The following is a 15,517-nucleotide window of genomic DNA, read 5'->3' as shown; positions in this document are numbered from 1 at the left end:
GGTTTTTGTTATTCGTCCATCTCACCTAAGAAGCCGCCAGACTGTCTCGCCCACAGGTGCGCGTACACGCCACCTTTGACGATGAGCTCATCATGGCTGCCGATCTCAATGATCTGACCTTTGTCCATGACCACAAGCTTGTCAAGACTTGCGATGGTAGATAGACGGTGTGCGATGGCGATGACCGTCTTACCAGACATCATGTCATCTAGGCTTTGGGTGATGGCGAATTCCACTTCACTGTCTAGTGCAGAAGTTGCCTCATCAAGCAGTAGAATTGGCGCATTTTTTAGCATGACGCGCGCGATGGCGATACGCTGACGCTGACCACCTGAGAGCTTCACACCACGCTCACCCACCTGCGTATCAAGTCCCACATTACCATGCTTATCCTGCAATGTCTGAATAAAATCCCACGCATGTGCGGCTTTGGCAGCGGCGATGATCTCTTCATCTGTGGCGTTCGGCTTGCCATAAGCGATGTTCTCACGCACGGTACGATGTAGCAGCGCAGTATCTTGAGTGACCATGCCGATGTTTTGGCGAAGAGAGTTCTGAGTTATGCGCTTAATGTCCTGACCATCGATACGGATTTTACCGCCATCAACATCATAAAATCTAAGCAGTAGATTCACAAGCGTAGATTTACCCGCACCACTTCGACCAACCAGACCAACTTTTTCGCCTGCTTTGATGGATAAATTAAACTGCTCTAACAGCTTGATTGGCGAATCTGCTTTACCATAATTAAAAGACACATCATCAAAGACAATACTGCCTTCGGTCACGACAAGCTCAGTTGCATCCGCATCATCAACGATGGCGTGCTGTGTGGTCAGCGTACTCATGCCATCTTGGACTGTGCCGATGTGCTCAAATAAACTTGCCATCTCCCACATGATCCATTGAATCATGCCTTTTAATCTAAGCGCGATGCCCGAGGCAATGGCGATCGCACCCACAGTAACCTCGCCTGCCATCCACAGATACACGCCAATCGCGGTACTACCAACGATCATGATGAGTGAGATGGTCTCGGTCGTCGTGCCCAACAGCGACACCCAGCGCATCTGTGCATGCACGGTCGTCATGAATTCACTCATGGCAGATTTGGCATAGCCAAGTTCACGGTTTGAGTGACTAAACAGCTTCACCGCACTGATGTTAGCATAAGCATCTGTCACACGGCCTGTCATCAGTGCACGAGCATCGGCTTGATCACTGGCGGTTTTTCTAAGTCTTGGTAAGAAAAATTTCATCACCACTACAACCGTAATTAGCCACAGACCAAATGGCACAAATAACCAAAAATCAAGTCCAAGCAAAATCACGCCACTGGTAATAAGATATGCCGACACAAAAGACACCATCTCCGCCATCGTCATGATCGTATCACGTACACCCAGCGCCGTTTGCATGACCTTAGCAGAGACACGCCCAGAAAACTCATCATGATAAAACTGCATCGACTGTCCCAGCATGTGCTTATGGAACCACCAACGAAGTCGCATTGGCAGAACGCCTTGAAGCACTTGAAAGCGAATCAAATTACCAAAAAATTCTGCAAAAATCGACAAGACGCACAAACCCAAAATCATCATGATGGTCTGTCCTTTTTCTTGCCAAAGCGTGCTTGGTGTGTAGATGGTTAGCCAATCAACCACGTCCCCCGCCCAGGCAAAGAGCAACGAACCAAACACCCCAAGCAGTACTGACAGCACAATACGGACAAAAATCCAACCACGCGCACCCTCAGTGCATGCCCACAGGAACGACAACAATTTACCACGAGTCATCACAGGCATGGGACTGCTTGGATAAGGGTCAATCTTGCGTTCAAAATAAGAAAATAAAGACATGCTACTCACAATTATTATAAAAATTTGCTTATTATAGCAGATTTTGAGGGTGCTTTTTGATGGGTAAATTTTTGATACAGAATAAAAAACCACACCATGGGTGCGGTTTTTGATTGAATTTACAATGGATGATAGAGCTTGGCGCCTGTCTCGTGGTATTTTTGGCGCATCTCATCAAAGCCCGCCTGCTGTTCATACTCCAGACCTTTGGCGTACTCCCTAACGTTTTGCGTGATTTTCATGGAACAAAACTTCGGGCCACACATAGAACAAAAATGAGCCGATTTATGGGCTTCTTTTGGCATGGTCTCATCGTGCATTGCCCTTGCCGTGTCAGGGTCTAGGGCAAGGTTAAATTGGTCTTCCCAACGAAACTCAAACCGTGCCTTAGACAAGGCATTATCACGCACTTGGGCGAGTGGGTGTCCTTTGGCAAGGTCGGCGGCGTGAGCGGCGATTTTGTAAGTGATGATACCGTCTTTTACGTCCTTTTTGTTGGGCAAACCCAAATGCTCCTTTGGCGTAACATAGCACAGCATTGCCGTACCATACCACCCAATCATCGCTGCCCCTATCGCACTCGTGATATGGTCATAGCCAGGGGCAATGTCAGTCGTCAAAGGCCCTAGCGTATAAAATGGGGCTTCGTGGCAATGTTCTAACTGCACATCCATATTTTCTTTAATCATGTGCATCGGAACGTGTCCGGGTCCTTCTATCATCACTTGTACGTCATGCACCCACGCACGTTTGGTTAGCTCGCCAAGCGTTTTTAATTCGCTAAATTGAGCTTCATCATTGGCATCTTGGATACAGCCCGGTCTTAGTCCATCGCCCAAACTAAACGCCACGTCATAGGCTTTGGCAATTTCACAAATCTCATCAAAATGCTCATAAATAAAATTCTCCTTGTGATGAGCCAAGCACCACTGTGCCATGATTGACCCACCCCGAGAGACAATGCCCGTCAAGCGATTGGCGGTGAGTGGCACATAACGAAGTAGCACCCCTGCATGAATGGTAAAATAATCCACGCCCTGCTCTGCCTGCTCAATGAGCGTATCCTTAAAAATCTCCCACGTCAAATCCTCCGCCACGCCATTTACCTTTTCCAACGCCTGATAAATCGGCACCGTCCCAATCGGCACAGGGCTGTTGCGGATAATCCATTCTCGTGTTTCGTGGATATTTTTGCCTGTGGACAAATCCATAATCGTATCCGCCCCCCAACGTGTCGCCCACGTCATCTTCGCCACTTCTTCATCAATGGACGAGCCTAGGGCGGAGTTGCCGATATTGGCGTTAATTTTCACCAAAAAATTTCGCCCAATAATCATCGGCTCGCTCTCTGGGTGATTGATATTGCAAGGAATAATCGCTCGCCCTTCTGCCACTTCCTTACGCACAAATTCAGGGGTAATCTCACGCACTTTTGCCCCAAAATTTTGCCCCTGATGTTGGCGTAAATCCACGCCATCACGCTGTTTGCCATTTTCACGAATGGCGATGTACTCCATCTCAGGCGTGATAATGCCTTGCCTGGCGTAGTGCATTTGGGTAACGTTTTTGCCACGCTTGGCTCGTCTAGGTCTGGCAATGTGAGCAAAACGAATGTCCGCCGTGCGAATGTCGTTAAGCCGTGCCTTACCAAAATCCGATGTCAAACCGTCCAAAACATCCGTGTCATCACGCTCGGCAATCCAAGCCTCACGCAGTTTGGGCAAGCCTTGATTTAGGTCAATGTGAACGCTCGGGTCGGTATAAACACCTGATGTGTCATACACCAAAATCGGCTCGTTCTTCTCAAAACCATCCTGTTTGCCATTTTGGCTAAGACCTATGGGCGTGTCGGTGAGCGTAATCTCACGAAACGGCACACGAATGTTGGCTTGTGAGCCTTGTACATAGACCTTTTTGGACGCAGGTAGAATGCGAGTTAAATCTTTGGCGTCTTGTTCACAACCTGCGAACTTGGCTTGCTCTACTTCGTCAAACTCACTCGTAGTACTATTTGTACAACTTCGCTCGTTTTTCTCATATATCCAGCCAATTTCTGTGGTTGTGGTATCTTGTGGGGAATGGGTGTGGGGTTGATTTGCGATTTGGCTCATCATAATATCCTTTTTAAATGGCTAATAAACAAATCAAGCCATCAAAAATCTTATGATGAAAAAGAATTATCGATATAAATCAATAATATACAGAATTTTTAAGATTTTGAAAACTTGATTTCCTACGGCGGTACGAACCGCATCAGGTTCAACGGATTTTGTGGCATAACCACAATCTCGGCAACTTTGGGTTGCACTCCGTCAAGTTGATAACATTATAACACAGCTTTTATCCAGGCAAAGCAAAACATCTTTTGACATCGTCATAAAATATTTTGATACCTCATAAATGCCGCTTGTTATTCATTCAAGCGATTGTTATCATAAGCGATTGTTTATATCATTACCTTCAAGGACAGTCAGTTATGAAAGCAATCGTACTTGGCGGCGGCGTCATTGGCGTAACGTCAGCGTATTATCTTGCTAAATTGGGCGTAGATGTCACCGTCATCGAACGCCAAAATGATGTCGCCGAAGAGACCAGTTTTGGTAACGCGGGTCAAATCTCCCCTGGTTATTCAACCCCTTGGGCAGCCCCAGGCATCCCACTAAAAGCCGCCAAATGGCTACTTCAAAAACACGCACCCTTTGCCATCAGTCCCGATGGGTCCCTTTGGCAGGCGCAGTGGGCAGCCAAGATGTTCGCCAACTGTAACGCCGATCGCTACGCCCTTAACAAAGAACGCATGATGCGTGTCGCGGAATACAGCCGTGATTGCCTACAAAATCTGCGCCAAGAGACAGGCATTCAATACGAAGACCGCACCAAAGGCACATTACAATTATTCCGAAAACAAGCTCAGCTGGATGTGGTGGGTCGTGACATTGAAGTTCTAAAAGAATGTGGCGTGGCTTACGAACTGCTTGGCCGCGATGAGCTAGCCCGAGTCGAACCTGCCCTGGCTCACGCCAAGGACAAACTTGTAGGCGGACTTCGACTGCCCAATGACGAAACGGGCGATTGTAACTTATTCACTAAAAGACTCGCCGCACTCGCCAAAGATCTAGGGGTAAAATTCTTATTTAATAAAACCGTGCAACAAATTCAGCATGATGGTAATGCCATCACAGGTGTTCTGGCTGATGGCGAGCTACTTACCGCTGATCATTATGTGCTGGCCTTTGGCAGTTATTCGCGTGACATTGCCAAGCCTTTGGCGCTTAATTTACCTGTTTATCCCGTCAAAGGCTATTCTCTGACTGTGCCCATTATCGATCCTGATAATGCGCCCGTCTCGACCGTGTTAGATGAGACCTTTAAGATTGCCATCACGCGTTTTGATGATCGTATTCGTGTGGGCGGCATGGCAGAATTAAGCGGTTTTAATCTAAAGTTAAATCCCGCTCGCCGAGCCACGCTTGAGATGGTTACACGTGATTTATTCACAGGTGGCGACTTACCGAATGCGACTTTCTGGATGGGTCTTCGCCCCATGACACCAGACGGCACACCAATCATCGGAGAGACCAAATTCAATAACCTATTCATCAATACAGGGCATGGCACACTCGGCTGGACCATGGCGTGCGGTTCTGGGAAATTAATTGCGGACATCATCACCAAGCGCGCGCCAGACATCAGCCTTGATGGGTTGTCGTTGGCACGGTATCATTAATCATCCAAGCACCACTAAGGAATCATCATGGCTAACATCATCAAACTAGACAGTAACGACACCCTAAGCGAGATCGCCATCCATAATGGCGTGGTATATTTGGCAGGTCAAGTACCCAATGGCGATAGCCTAGACATCAAAGGTCAGTCTAGAGAAGTATTCGCCAACATCGATGCCGCGCTGGCCAAGGCAGGCTCTGACAAATCAAAAATCCTATCTGCACAGGTTTTTATCACTGATTTGGCGAATTTTGATGCATTTAACAGCGAATGGAATCAATGGGTCAAAGACATCACACCGCCTACACGCGCCACCGTAGAAGCCAAATTGGTTAATCCAAACTGGCTGGTTGAAATCATGGTTGTCGCTGCGATTTAACCTTTATCACACCAAAATCTCCAATGCGCTGGCACTGGGGATTTTTTAATACAAAACCAATTCATCAAGTCGTGACTTTATCTGACAAATTGATCAGGGCAGTTCAGCCTTGATACAATTCACGCACCATGCGTCCGATTGTGGTAATGCCTTTTTGGAGTGTCTCGTCATTTTGAGCGATAGACAGTCTGATGCATTGATGCGCGTGCGGATAATTGTCAGTATTAACACCCACAAAGAAATGCTCACTGGGTATGATTAGCGTACCTTGATCTTTTAAGATTTGATAAAGCTCGGTTGTGCTGATGGGTAATTCATCAAACCATATCCATAAGAATATCGCACCTTCTGGCTTATGAATCTTCACTGGCAAATCGGCGAATTGTTCTTTTAGGAGCCTTACCGCCAGTGCTGATTGTTTTTTATAGAAAGGTTGGATGTGGTTATCCGCCAGATCAATAATGCGGTCATCAGCAAATAATGGCGTGGCAATCGTCGCCCCGAACCGTACTGGAGACAGATTGACAATGGCATTCATCGCGCTTACCGCACGAATTACCTGCGGACTGGCAACGATGATGCCCGTTCTAGCACCAGGCAAGCCAATCTTCGACAAACTAAAACATAAAATCGTCTGCTCATCCCAGCTTAGCGTAGTGTCTGCATGGATGATGTTAGGAAACGGCATGCCGTAGGCGTTATCAATGATGAGCGGGATGTCGTATTTCCTGGCAATCTTATCTAGGCGTGCCATCTCATCGTCGGCGAGTACGTTACCTGTCGGGTTGGTTGGTCGCGAACAGCAAATCGCACCGATCTTACCCTCTGCCAAGTCAGGTAAGCTCTCCAATGCATCAAAATCAACACGGTATTTAAAAAACCCGTCTTCACCTTCGTGCGTCACCTCTTCAATGATGGGCGGTACCGCCACGAAGTGCGTGCCTTCGACATGAGCATCGGCATACCCGACATACTCAGGAGCAAGCGGCAATAGAATAGATTTTTCACTGTCGCCAAATTTGCCAGAGAATAGATTAAATAAATAGAAGAATCCATTTTGAGAGCCGTTGGTCAAGACAATATTCTCTGCAGTCAAATTCCAATCATAATGGCGATTAAAAAATGCCACCAAAGTATCAATGAACTTAGTATCGCCTTGAGGTGTTGAGTAGTTCGCCACACTATCAAGCGCATTATTATCTTCCACAACTTGCCTTAAAGTCGCTTGGAATACATCATTGACCTCAGGAATCACCGCAGGGTTACCACCGCCAAGCATATTAATCGGCTGATCACTTGCCAACGCCTTGCCAAGATCATCCATGAGCTGCAGAATGCCACTATTCTTAGTAAATTTTTCACCAAAATTTGAAAATTTCATACCACACCTATCTTGTTTCACGTGAAACATATGAATTATTTTGATCACTTATTAAAATAGAATCGCAATCTGATTCATCTCTTATCATTATAGCAAATTCGTCCATGTTGGGCGAATTTACAACAAAAAACCAAGCGCTAAGGCTTGGTTTATGTCGTAGAATTATTCCCATTCGATCGTCGCAGGTGGCTTACTCGATACGTCATAGACCACACGAGATACGTCACGAATCTCGTTCATTATGCGAGTTGAGATTTTGTCCACCAGATCGTATGGTAGATGAGCAAAGCGAGCAGTCATAAAGTCCACTGTCTCAACCGCACGCAAGGCAATCACCCACGCATAACGGCGACCATCGCCCACCACACCGACTGATTTTACAGGTTGGAACACTGCAAAGGCTTGGGCGGTCTTATCATACCAACCAGATGCGCGCAGCTCCTGCATGAAGATATCATCTGCCACACGCAAGATATCGGCATATTCTTTCTTGACTTCGCCCAAGATACGCACGCCTAGACCTGGGCCTGGGAATGGATGACGATAGATCATGTGATGCGGGATACCAAGCGCGACGCCAAGTTTGCGTACCTCATCCTTAAACAAATCACGCAGCGGCTCAACCAATTCAAACGCCAAATCTTCAGGCAAGCCACCCACATTGTGGTGTGACTTAATGACGTGCGCTTTGCCTTGCTTGCTTGCTGCTGACTCGATCACGTCAGGATAGATGGTGCCTTGGGCTAAGAATTTTACACCATCTAGTTTACGAGCTTCTTCAGAGAACACTTCGATGAATTCGCGTCCAATGACCTTACGCTTAGCCTCTGGATCGGTAACACCTGCTAGCGCACCCAAAAAACGATCCTCGCTGTCGGCGCGAATCACGCGAATGCCCATATTCTCAGCGAACATTTGCATCACTTGATCGCCTTCGTTCAGACGAAGCAGACCATTGTCCACGAATACACAGGTCAGCTGATCGCCAATCGCCTTGTGCAGTAGTACTGCCACCACTGAACTGTCAACACCACCAGACAGACCTAGTAGTACTTTTTCATCGCCGATCTGCTCTTTTAGTTGGGCGATACGCATCTCAATGATGTTCTCAGAGTTCCATGCGTTGCCACAGCCACAGATGTCATGTACAAAGTTAGAAATAAACTCAACGCCTTTTTCTGTATGGGTGACCTCTGGGTGAAATTGCACACCATAGAAACCACGCGCTTCATCACTGGCAGAAGCATATGGACAGCTTGGCGTGCTCGATGTGGTCACAAAGCCCTCAGGCAGACGCGATACTTTGTCGCCGTGGCTCATCCATACTTGTGATTGGTTATTGGCATCTGCAATGTCATTTAGCAGTTTGTCACTCTGAACGATGTCAATTTTGGCATAACCAAACTCATGCACATCACCAGCTTCGACTTTGCCGCCTAGTTGTTCTGCCATCGTCTGAAAACCATAACACACACCAAGCACAGGTACACCCAATTCAAATACCGCTTTTGGTGCGCGTGGACTGCCTTCTTGATGAACGCTCTCAGGGCCGCCAGATAGGATGATACCTTTAGGATTAAAGGCGCGAATGTCTTCATCAGACATATCAAAAGCATACATTTCAGAATATACGCCTGCTTCACGTACACGGCGCGCGATAAGCTGACTGTACTGCGAACCAAAATCAAGGATTAAAATACGGTCTTGGGTAATGTTGGTCATGGCTATTCCAGTTAAAAAACCAATAAAATAAACGCAATTAAGCACAAAAACAAAAAGAGTTAAAGCAGGGCTAAGCCTGCTTTTATTTAAGTATCGATGTCTGCGTTGAGCGCATTTTCTTCAATAAAGATACGACGCGGCTCAACTTCATCACCCATCAGACAGTTGAACAGGTGGTCGGCAGCAATGGCATCCTCAATAGTAATCTTAAGCATGCGGCGATTCTCTGGATCCATTGTCGTCTCCCACAGCTGATCAGCGTTCATCTCGCCTAATCCCTTATAGCGCTGAACCGTCATACCACGGCGTGCATCATTCATCATATAAGTCCACAGATGATGAAAATCCTTAATCGCCATGTCTTTGTCGCCACGGCGCAAGAATGCATCCGCGCCTAAGATAGTATTCCACTCGCCAGAGAGTTTAAGCAGACGAGCGTATTCTGATGATTTTAGGAACATGGCATCTAATGTATAATACTGAGGCAAGCGATGCACAAAAATCGTCACGCGTGGTAACCATTGCTGCTTACCCGCTTCATCGCCGCCAGTTACTTCGATAAGCTCAACCTTGGGCGATAGATGCTCTACCAGCTCGTTCAGCTTAGCTTGCAATGAATCTGCCCAAGCCTGCAAAGCCGCCTTATCATGAAATTCTGCATCAAACTTTGGAATGAAAGTCAGCGCATCCAACAGCTCAGAAGGGTATTTATTCTGAAGGCGAGACTTGATCACCTGTGATTGGTTGTAATCATTAAGCAGTTTTTCAAGCGCAACCCCAGTTACTGCGGGTGCATCTTTGTGTAAGAACAGCTGATTTTCATCAATGGTCGATGATAGCAGATAGGATTTGAGCGCTTCATCGTCTTTTAGGTATAATTCGTGCTTGCCTTTTTTGACTTTATAAAGCGGTGGCTGTGCGATATAGATGTGACCACGCTCGATAAGTTCTGGCATTTGACGGAAAAAGAAAGTCAAAAGCAGTGTACGAATGTGAGAGCCATCAACATCGGCATCAGTCATGATGATGATCTTGTGGTAACGAAGTTTATCCGCGTTGTATTCATCTGCGCCAATGCCCGTGCCAAGCGCCGTAATCAGTGTGCCGACCTCAGCGCTCGATAACATCTTGTCAAAGCGAGCGCGCTCAACATTTAGAATTTTACCTTTTAGCGGCAAGATTGCTTGCATCTTACGATTACGCCCCTGCTTAGCAGAACCGCCCGCAGAGTCACCCTCAACAATATAAAGTTCTGACAGAGCAGGGTCTTTTTCTTGGCAGTCTGCCAATTTACCTGGCAGACCTGCGATATCCAATGAAGTCTTGCGGCGTGTCATTTCACGTGCTTTGCGAGCAGCTTCACGAGCACGCGCAGCATCGATGATCTTACCTGCGATCGACTTGGCAGCACCTGGATTCTCTAGCAGGTATTCGTTCAGACGCTCATGCATGGTGGTCTCTACCGCGCTTTTTACTTCGCTAGATACCAGCTTATCCTTAGTCTGTGAGCTAAATTTCGGATCAGGGACTTTTACCGAGACGATGGCAACCAAGCCCTCGCGAGCATCATCACCCGTAACTTGTACTTTTTCTTTTTTGCCAATATTTTCAGATTCCATGTAGTGGTTTAAGCAGCGAGTCAAGGCTGAACGGAATCCTGATAAATGCGTACCGCCGTCTTTTTGGGGGATGTTATTGGTGAAACACAGCACTTTTTCGTTATAGCTGTCTGACCACTGTAGGGCAACTTCCACACCGATGCCGTCTAGACCTTGGGCGGTAAAATGAAAAATGTCGTTTAAGGTTTGCTTACCTTCATTGATGAAAGTGACGAACTCGGACAGACCACCTTTGTGTTCAAAGACTTGTACGCGATCATCACGCTCGTCGGTTAGGACGATGCGCACACCAGAGTTTAGGAAGGATAATTCACGCAAACGCTTGGCAAGGATGTCATAATCAAAAATCGTCCCGCTAAAAATCTCAGAACTTGGATAGAATCTAACCTGCGTTCCTGTCTTGTCAGTCTCGCCCAAGCGTTTTAGTTCAAAGTCAGGCACGCCATCGGTATAATCTTGGGTGTGTTCATGGCCATCACGCCAGATGTTCAAGGTTAGTTTCTTAGACAGCGCATTAACGACCGACACACCCACGCCATGCAGGCCGCCCGATACTTTATAAGAATTGTCGTCGAATTTACCGCCAGCATGCAGCACCGTCATGATGACCTGCGCGGCTGATACGCCTTCTTCTGGGTGGATATCTACAGGGATGCCACGTCCGTTATCCATGACCGAGACCGATTCGTCTTCGTGGATGATGATATTAATCTCATCACAATGGCCTGCCAGCGCTTCGTCAATGGCATTATCCACGACCTCAAACACCATGTGGTGCAAGCCCGTGCCATCATCGGTATCACCGATATACATACCAGGACGTACGCGAACCGCTTCAAGTCCACGCAAAACTCGGATATTTTTTGAGCTGTATTCGCTATTTTGGTTATCAACGGATTCGTCGTGTTGCGCCTGCTCAGTCATGAAACTTCCTTAAAACTTGCGCACAACTAAGAATTTAATGCGCAATTAATTGATTAAATTACACATTATTATAGCATTTTTTTTATGAAAAGTCATAAATTTAAACATGAAAACGCCCATTAAATCAATATTTTAGTGAGCTGATGACAGCGGTTCAGCAACCTTTCCTTGTTCCACGTGAAACACTTTTAAGGCATCGTTATTATTATCCAAAACAGTCATTTTTTGTTGTATTTTGCCAATGGTATCTGTCTGCAAACTTGAGATGAACAATTGGCATGGCAACACCAAAAGTGCATCAAGCAAAATATCAATCGCTCTATCATCAAGCTCAGCGTCCAAGTCATCAATCAACACCACAGGTTCGATGTCAGGCAGCCTAGCGCACATCATCTGTAACTGCGAGAGTCTAAGCGCGGTAATCAGTAGTTTTTTCTCACCGCGTGATAGAACGTTCGCCGCCTGCTCTCTTAACTTATCGCCGTTGTCATTGATATTCTTCAAGGATACCACAACATCCGCACGATGCGCGCCAACACGGGTATAGCCCAGCTCTTTGTCCTGCGATAAGCGATTTTGTAGCACTTCAAATAAGCCTGCTTGAGTATCAAAGCCAGCACTATAGCTCAAGGTTATCTGACCTTCATAAGCAGGCAATAGACGCGCAAGCATCTCATCAAACAACACCTGCCACTCATTAAACACCACCAAGCGATAATGATGCAACGCCTTGGCATGAATGGCCAACTGATGATCCCATGCGCTGACTTCATGTAAGGTAAGAGATGATGATTTTAAAAGTGCATTACGTTGTTTTAGCAGCCTTTGATAAGCCAACCACTGCGGATAAAAATCAGGTTCCACGTGAAACGATAGCCAATCCAACAGCTGACGGCGCACTCCGCTGCCTTCTTCCAGCAGTGCCATACTGGTCGGATCGATCAATAAAGTAGGTAATGCGAAAGACAGAGCGCTTTGGCTAGGGACGGTACTGTTATTGAGCTTTAAAGTTGTGGTGGCAAAATTTGCTGCATCAAGCTGTTTCTGAATAGCCAGCGTCTGATCGTGAGTCCTTGCCCAGACAGTACAAGTCTTGGCGTGATGTGTGATATAACGCTTAGGTTCATGATGTCGAAAGCTTTTACCCCGAGAAAGCAAAAACACCGCCTCAAGAAGCGATGTTTTACCACTGCCGTTTTTACCAATAAACAGATTGCACTGCTGTAATTCTAACGATGCTTGCTGTATATTGCGTAGGGCGTGAATGCGTAATTCTTGAATCATTTACACACGCATCGGCATCACGACGTATTGATGATTCATCTCATCGCCCACTTGGTAGATGAGTGCAGGTTTCACCGCCTCAGTCATCTCGATACGCACATCACCATTTAATACCCGCAATACCGCACGCAGATAGGCTTCATTAAACGATACTTCAAGCGGCTCACCTTCATAACTTACCGCCAAGTTCTCTTCTGCCTCATCTTGCTCACGCTGATTGCGAACACTGACCTGAACCCTGTCCGATTCTTTAAAATCAAACAACACGCCAGGCGCTTCTTTGCTGTTTAACACAGACAGGCGGCGCAGCACTTCTACCGCTTCATCTTTATTGAAGATCGCGGCTTTATCGTAGCTTGGTGGCAGTACACGGCGATAATCAGGAAACTTACCTTCAATTAGGCGCGCGACCATACCAACTTGCATGCCTTTATAGTCACTCTCGTCGCCAAAGCCTAATGACAACTGTAAAAATTCATCATCAAAACCAAGCGCGACCACATCATCTTCTGAAGATCTAACAAGCTCACCTAACAGACGCTCAAGCTCAGCCACGGCCTTGCCTGGGATAATCACACGACGATCATCATAACTGGCGTCTAGAGCACGATGAGCGACTGCCAAGCGATGCCCATCGGTCGCCACGGCGGTAAGCTTGTCACCATTGATCTCAAACAACATGCCTGTTAGATAATGACGAACGTCTTGGGTTGCCATGGCAAAGCGCGTATGACCGATCAAATCATACAAAGTGCCACGGTTGATGTTCAATGCTGCAGCAACACTTGGCGCGCCGATACTTGGAAAATCCTTAGCAGGTAGGGTCTTTAGAGTATAACGCCCTTTGCCGCTCACAATAAAACAGCGCATCTCATCAGCATCCAAAGACACCATCTCATCTGAGAGCGCTTTACAAATAACGAATAATTTCTCAGCTGGCAGGGTTGTCTCGCCGGTCTGTTGGCATGCGCCTGCTGGCAGTGCAATCGTCGCAGTCAGCTCCACCTCTAAGTCAGATGCCACCAAGGTTAGCACATCTTGATCCAATACAAACTTAATATTAGCTAAGATAGGTCCAATGCGGTGATGTTTATCAGCAGCTTTGGCAACTAGGCTGATGGCGTTTATTAATACATCGCGTTTTATGGTTAATTTCATTGTTATAGTCCTGTCATTTCATGTGCTTATAGTACTTGCTTTTTTTGGCAAACACAAGTTATTCAATCAAAAATTATCACTCGAATTCCAATGTTGCTTTTAAGGCTTGATAAGCCTTATCAACCTTAACGTCTGTCGCTCTTAGCTCTTCAATTGCCTTACATGCATGCATGACTGTGGTGTGGTCACGACCCCCGAAAAACTGCCCGATCTCAGGGAAGCTGTCTTGAGTTAATTCGCGAATCAACGCCATGGCCATCTGGCGCGGTCTTGCGATGTTACGCGCGCGTTTTTTACCCATCAAATCTTTGGCAGAGATACCATAATACTGAGCCACCAAGTCACGAATGTTATCAGCGTTCACCGCACGGGCGCGAGCTTCAATGTGGTCTTTGATGGCATGGCGAACAAGTGACAGAGTCACAGGCTCTCCAGACATGACAAAATTAGCATGCACCTGATTGAGCGCGCCTTCTAGACGGCGTACATCTGGCGCAACGTTCTGCGCGATGAACAGCGCACATTCTTTTGGCAAATCCATGCCAAGAACGCTCGCTTTTTTCTCCAAAATCTGTACGCGCATGTCAATGTCAGGCGGTTCAATCAATACATTCAGACCGCTTGAAAAACGCGATTTAAATCGCTCATCAAAATTATTAAGCTGGGCCGGCTGTCTGTCAGAAGCCAAGATGATGCGATTTTTTTTGTTTTTGCTAAAATCACTAAAAATCGTTAAGAGTAAATCAGAGATGTGCGGCGCACTTTTACCGTTAATCAAATGAATATCGTCAATAATTAACAGATCCGCCTTGCAGATTTTTTTAACCAACTGATCAACTTTTCTGTCGCGAAACGCGTCTTTGGTGATGCGAAAGAAATGATCTTTGGTCATATAGCAGAACCTTGATCCTGCTTTTTGATAGCGATGCGCCACCGCATGCATAAGGTGCGTTTTACCCAAGCCTGACGACCCATACAAAAACACCAAAGGATAAGCGCTGTCACCGCCTTTTTTACCCAGATCGTAACAAGCATTATAAGCAAAGGCATTGGATTTACCCTTCACAAAAGCATCAAAAGTGTAGTTATCTTCAAGTTGCTCGCTTTCTTCAATTTGAGTATTGGTTTTGGCTTTTTTTGTGACTGTTTTTTCACTTTTTGGCTTAACATCGACCACCTTGGGCGTCTCAAGACGCACGCCTTCAATCCCTGCTGGCGCATGTTTTTTTACCAACAGCTCAATCTTATCGATGTAGTTGTCCTTAATGTGCGTAATAAAGTATTGGTTAATCGCAGAGAGTACCAGCACATCGCCATCAACACTCGCTTCTAGAGGTGACAACCAACGCAAAAAGTCCGCCTCTGAAACTTCAAAAGACAGTTCTTTTAAACATTCTTGCCAAAAATCAGCAGAAGGGCTTGGCGCACTCATGGGCACCAACTCATCTTCATCAAACAGTGACAT

The 15,517-nt window shown here is 46.4% G+C and carries 10 protein-coding genes and 1 riboswitch; of the genes, 2 read left to right on the top strand and 8 right to left on the bottom strand.

Going from position 1 to position 15,517, the window contains the following annotated elements:
• Nucleotides 1-8: 8 nt before the first annotated feature.
• Nucleotides 9-1,859 (bottom strand): ABC transporter ATP-binding protein, encoded by a 1,851-nt coding sequence (locus DYD54_RS00050; RefSeq protein ID WP_063513246.1) that lies wholly within the window; start codon nucleotides 1,857-1,859, stop codon nucleotides 9-11.
• A gap of 119 nt (nucleotides 1,860-1,978) precedes the next feature.
• Nucleotides 1,979-3,976 carry a phosphomethylpyrimidine synthase ThiC gene (thiC, locus tag DYD54_RS00045; protein ID WP_370446602.1) on the bottom strand — a complete coding sequence of 666 codons (1,998 nt, stop codon included), beginning with the start codon at nucleotides 3,974-3,976 and terminating at the stop codon, nucleotides 1,979-1,981.
• Between the two features lie 95 nt (nucleotides 3,977-4,071).
• Nucleotides 4,072-4,181, bottom strand: a riboswitch (TPP riboswitch).
• Nucleotides 4,182-4,335: 154 nt separating this feature from the next.
• On the opposite strand from thiC, the gene DYD54_RS00040 reads away from it, so the two are divergent.
• Both DYD54_RS00040 and DYD54_RS00035 read left to right on the top strand, forming a co-directional pair.
• On the top strand, nucleotides 4,336-5,586 hold the full coding sequence (locus tag DYD54_RS00040; RefSeq protein WP_063513245.1) for a D-amino acid dehydrogenase: 1,251 nt from the start codon (nucleotides 4,336-4,338) through the stop codon (nucleotides 5,584-5,586).
• Between the two features lie 27 nt (nucleotides 5,587-5,613).
• Nucleotides 5,614-5,964, top strand: a complete 351-nt coding sequence (locus DYD54_RS00035) for a RidA family protein (RefSeq protein WP_063513244.1) — start codon at nucleotides 5,614-5,616, stop codon at nucleotides 5,962-5,964.
• 103 nt (nucleotides 5,965-6,067) lie between these two features.
• Here DYD54_RS00035 and DYD54_RS00030 read toward each other — a convergent pair whose 3' ends face one another.
• The 6 genes from DYD54_RS00030 to dnaA form a co-directional block, all read right to left on the bottom strand.
• A complete protein-coding gene (locus tag DYD54_RS00030; RefSeq protein ID WP_063513243.1) occupies nucleotides 6,068-7,345 on the bottom strand; it encodes a valine--pyruvate transaminase in 1,278 nt (425 codons plus the stop codon).
• A 162-nt stretch (nucleotides 7,346-7,507) separates the two neighbouring features.
• Nucleotides 7,508-9,067: a glutamine-hydrolyzing GMP synthase gene (gene guaA, locus DYD54_RS00025; protein ID WP_063513242.1), complete on the bottom strand. Its 1,560-nt coding sequence runs from the start codon at nucleotides 9,065-9,067 to the stop codon at nucleotides 7,508-7,510.
• A gap of 86 nt (nucleotides 9,068-9,153) precedes the next feature.
• Complete coding sequence (gene gyrB / locus DYD54_RS00020) at nucleotides 9,154-11,610, bottom strand: DNA topoisomerase (ATP-hydrolyzing) subunit B (RefSeq protein ID WP_063513241.1); 2,457 nt, start codon at nucleotides 11,608-11,610, stop codon at nucleotides 9,154-9,156.
• Between the two features lie 132 nt (nucleotides 11,611-11,742).
• Entirely contained in the window at nucleotides 11,743-12,894 is a 1,152-nt protein-coding gene (recF, locus tag DYD54_RS00015; protein WP_063513240.1) for a DNA replication/repair protein RecF, read from the bottom strand.
• Nucleotides 12,895-14,052, bottom strand: a complete 1,158-nt coding sequence (dnaN, locus tag DYD54_RS00010) for a DNA polymerase III subunit beta (RefSeq protein ID WP_063513239.1) — start codon at nucleotides 14,050-14,052, stop codon at nucleotides 12,895-12,897.
• 76 nt (nucleotides 14,053-14,128) lie between these two features.
• Nucleotides 14,129-15,517: chromosomal replication initiator protein DnaA (dnaA, locus tag DYD54_RS00005; RefSeq protein WP_063513238.1), on the bottom strand; the 1,389-nt coding region annotated here is incomplete at its 5' end.

This window comes from Moraxella ovis, from assembly GCF_900453105.1.
GTDB classification, from domain to species: domain Bacteria; phylum Pseudomonadota; class Gammaproteobacteria; order Pseudomonadales; family Moraxellaceae; genus Moraxella; species Moraxella ovis.
This window is presented reverse-complemented; position numbering and strand designations above follow the sequence as displayed.

What these genes read in the sequence shown, in the direction of transcription:
- DYD54_RS00040 (WP_063513245.1), top strand. Translation starts at nt 4,336, where the DNA reads ATGAAAGCAATCGTACTTGGCGGCGGCGTCATTGGCGTAACGTCAGCG.
- DYD54_RS00050 (WP_063513246.1), bottom strand. Translation starts at nt 1,859, where the DNA reads ATGTCTTTATTTTCTTATTTTGAACGCAAGATTGACCCTTATCCAAGC.
- recF (WP_063513240.1), bottom strand. Translation starts at nt 12,894, where the DNA reads ATGATTCAAGAATTACGCATTCACGCCCTACGCAATATACAGCAAGCA.
- DYD54_RS00035 (WP_063513244.1), top strand. Translation starts at nt 5,614, where the DNA reads ATGGCTAACATCATCAAACTAGACAGTAACGACACCCTAAGCGAGATC.
- dnaN (WP_063513239.1), bottom strand. Translation starts at nt 14,052, where the DNA reads ATGAAATTAACCATAAAACGCGATGTATTAATAAACGCCATCAGCCTA.
- DYD54_RS00030 (WP_063513243.1), bottom strand. Translation starts at nt 7,345, where the DNA reads ATGAAATTTTCAAATTTTGGTGAAAAATTTACTAAGAATAGTGGCATT.
- gyrB (WP_063513241.1), bottom strand. Translation starts at nt 11,610, where the DNA reads ATGACTGAGCAGGCGCAACACGACGAATCCGTTGATAACCAAAATAGC.
- guaA (WP_063513242.1), bottom strand. Translation starts at nt 9,067, where the DNA reads ATGACCAACATTACCCAAGACCGTATTTTAATCCTTGATTTTGGTTCG.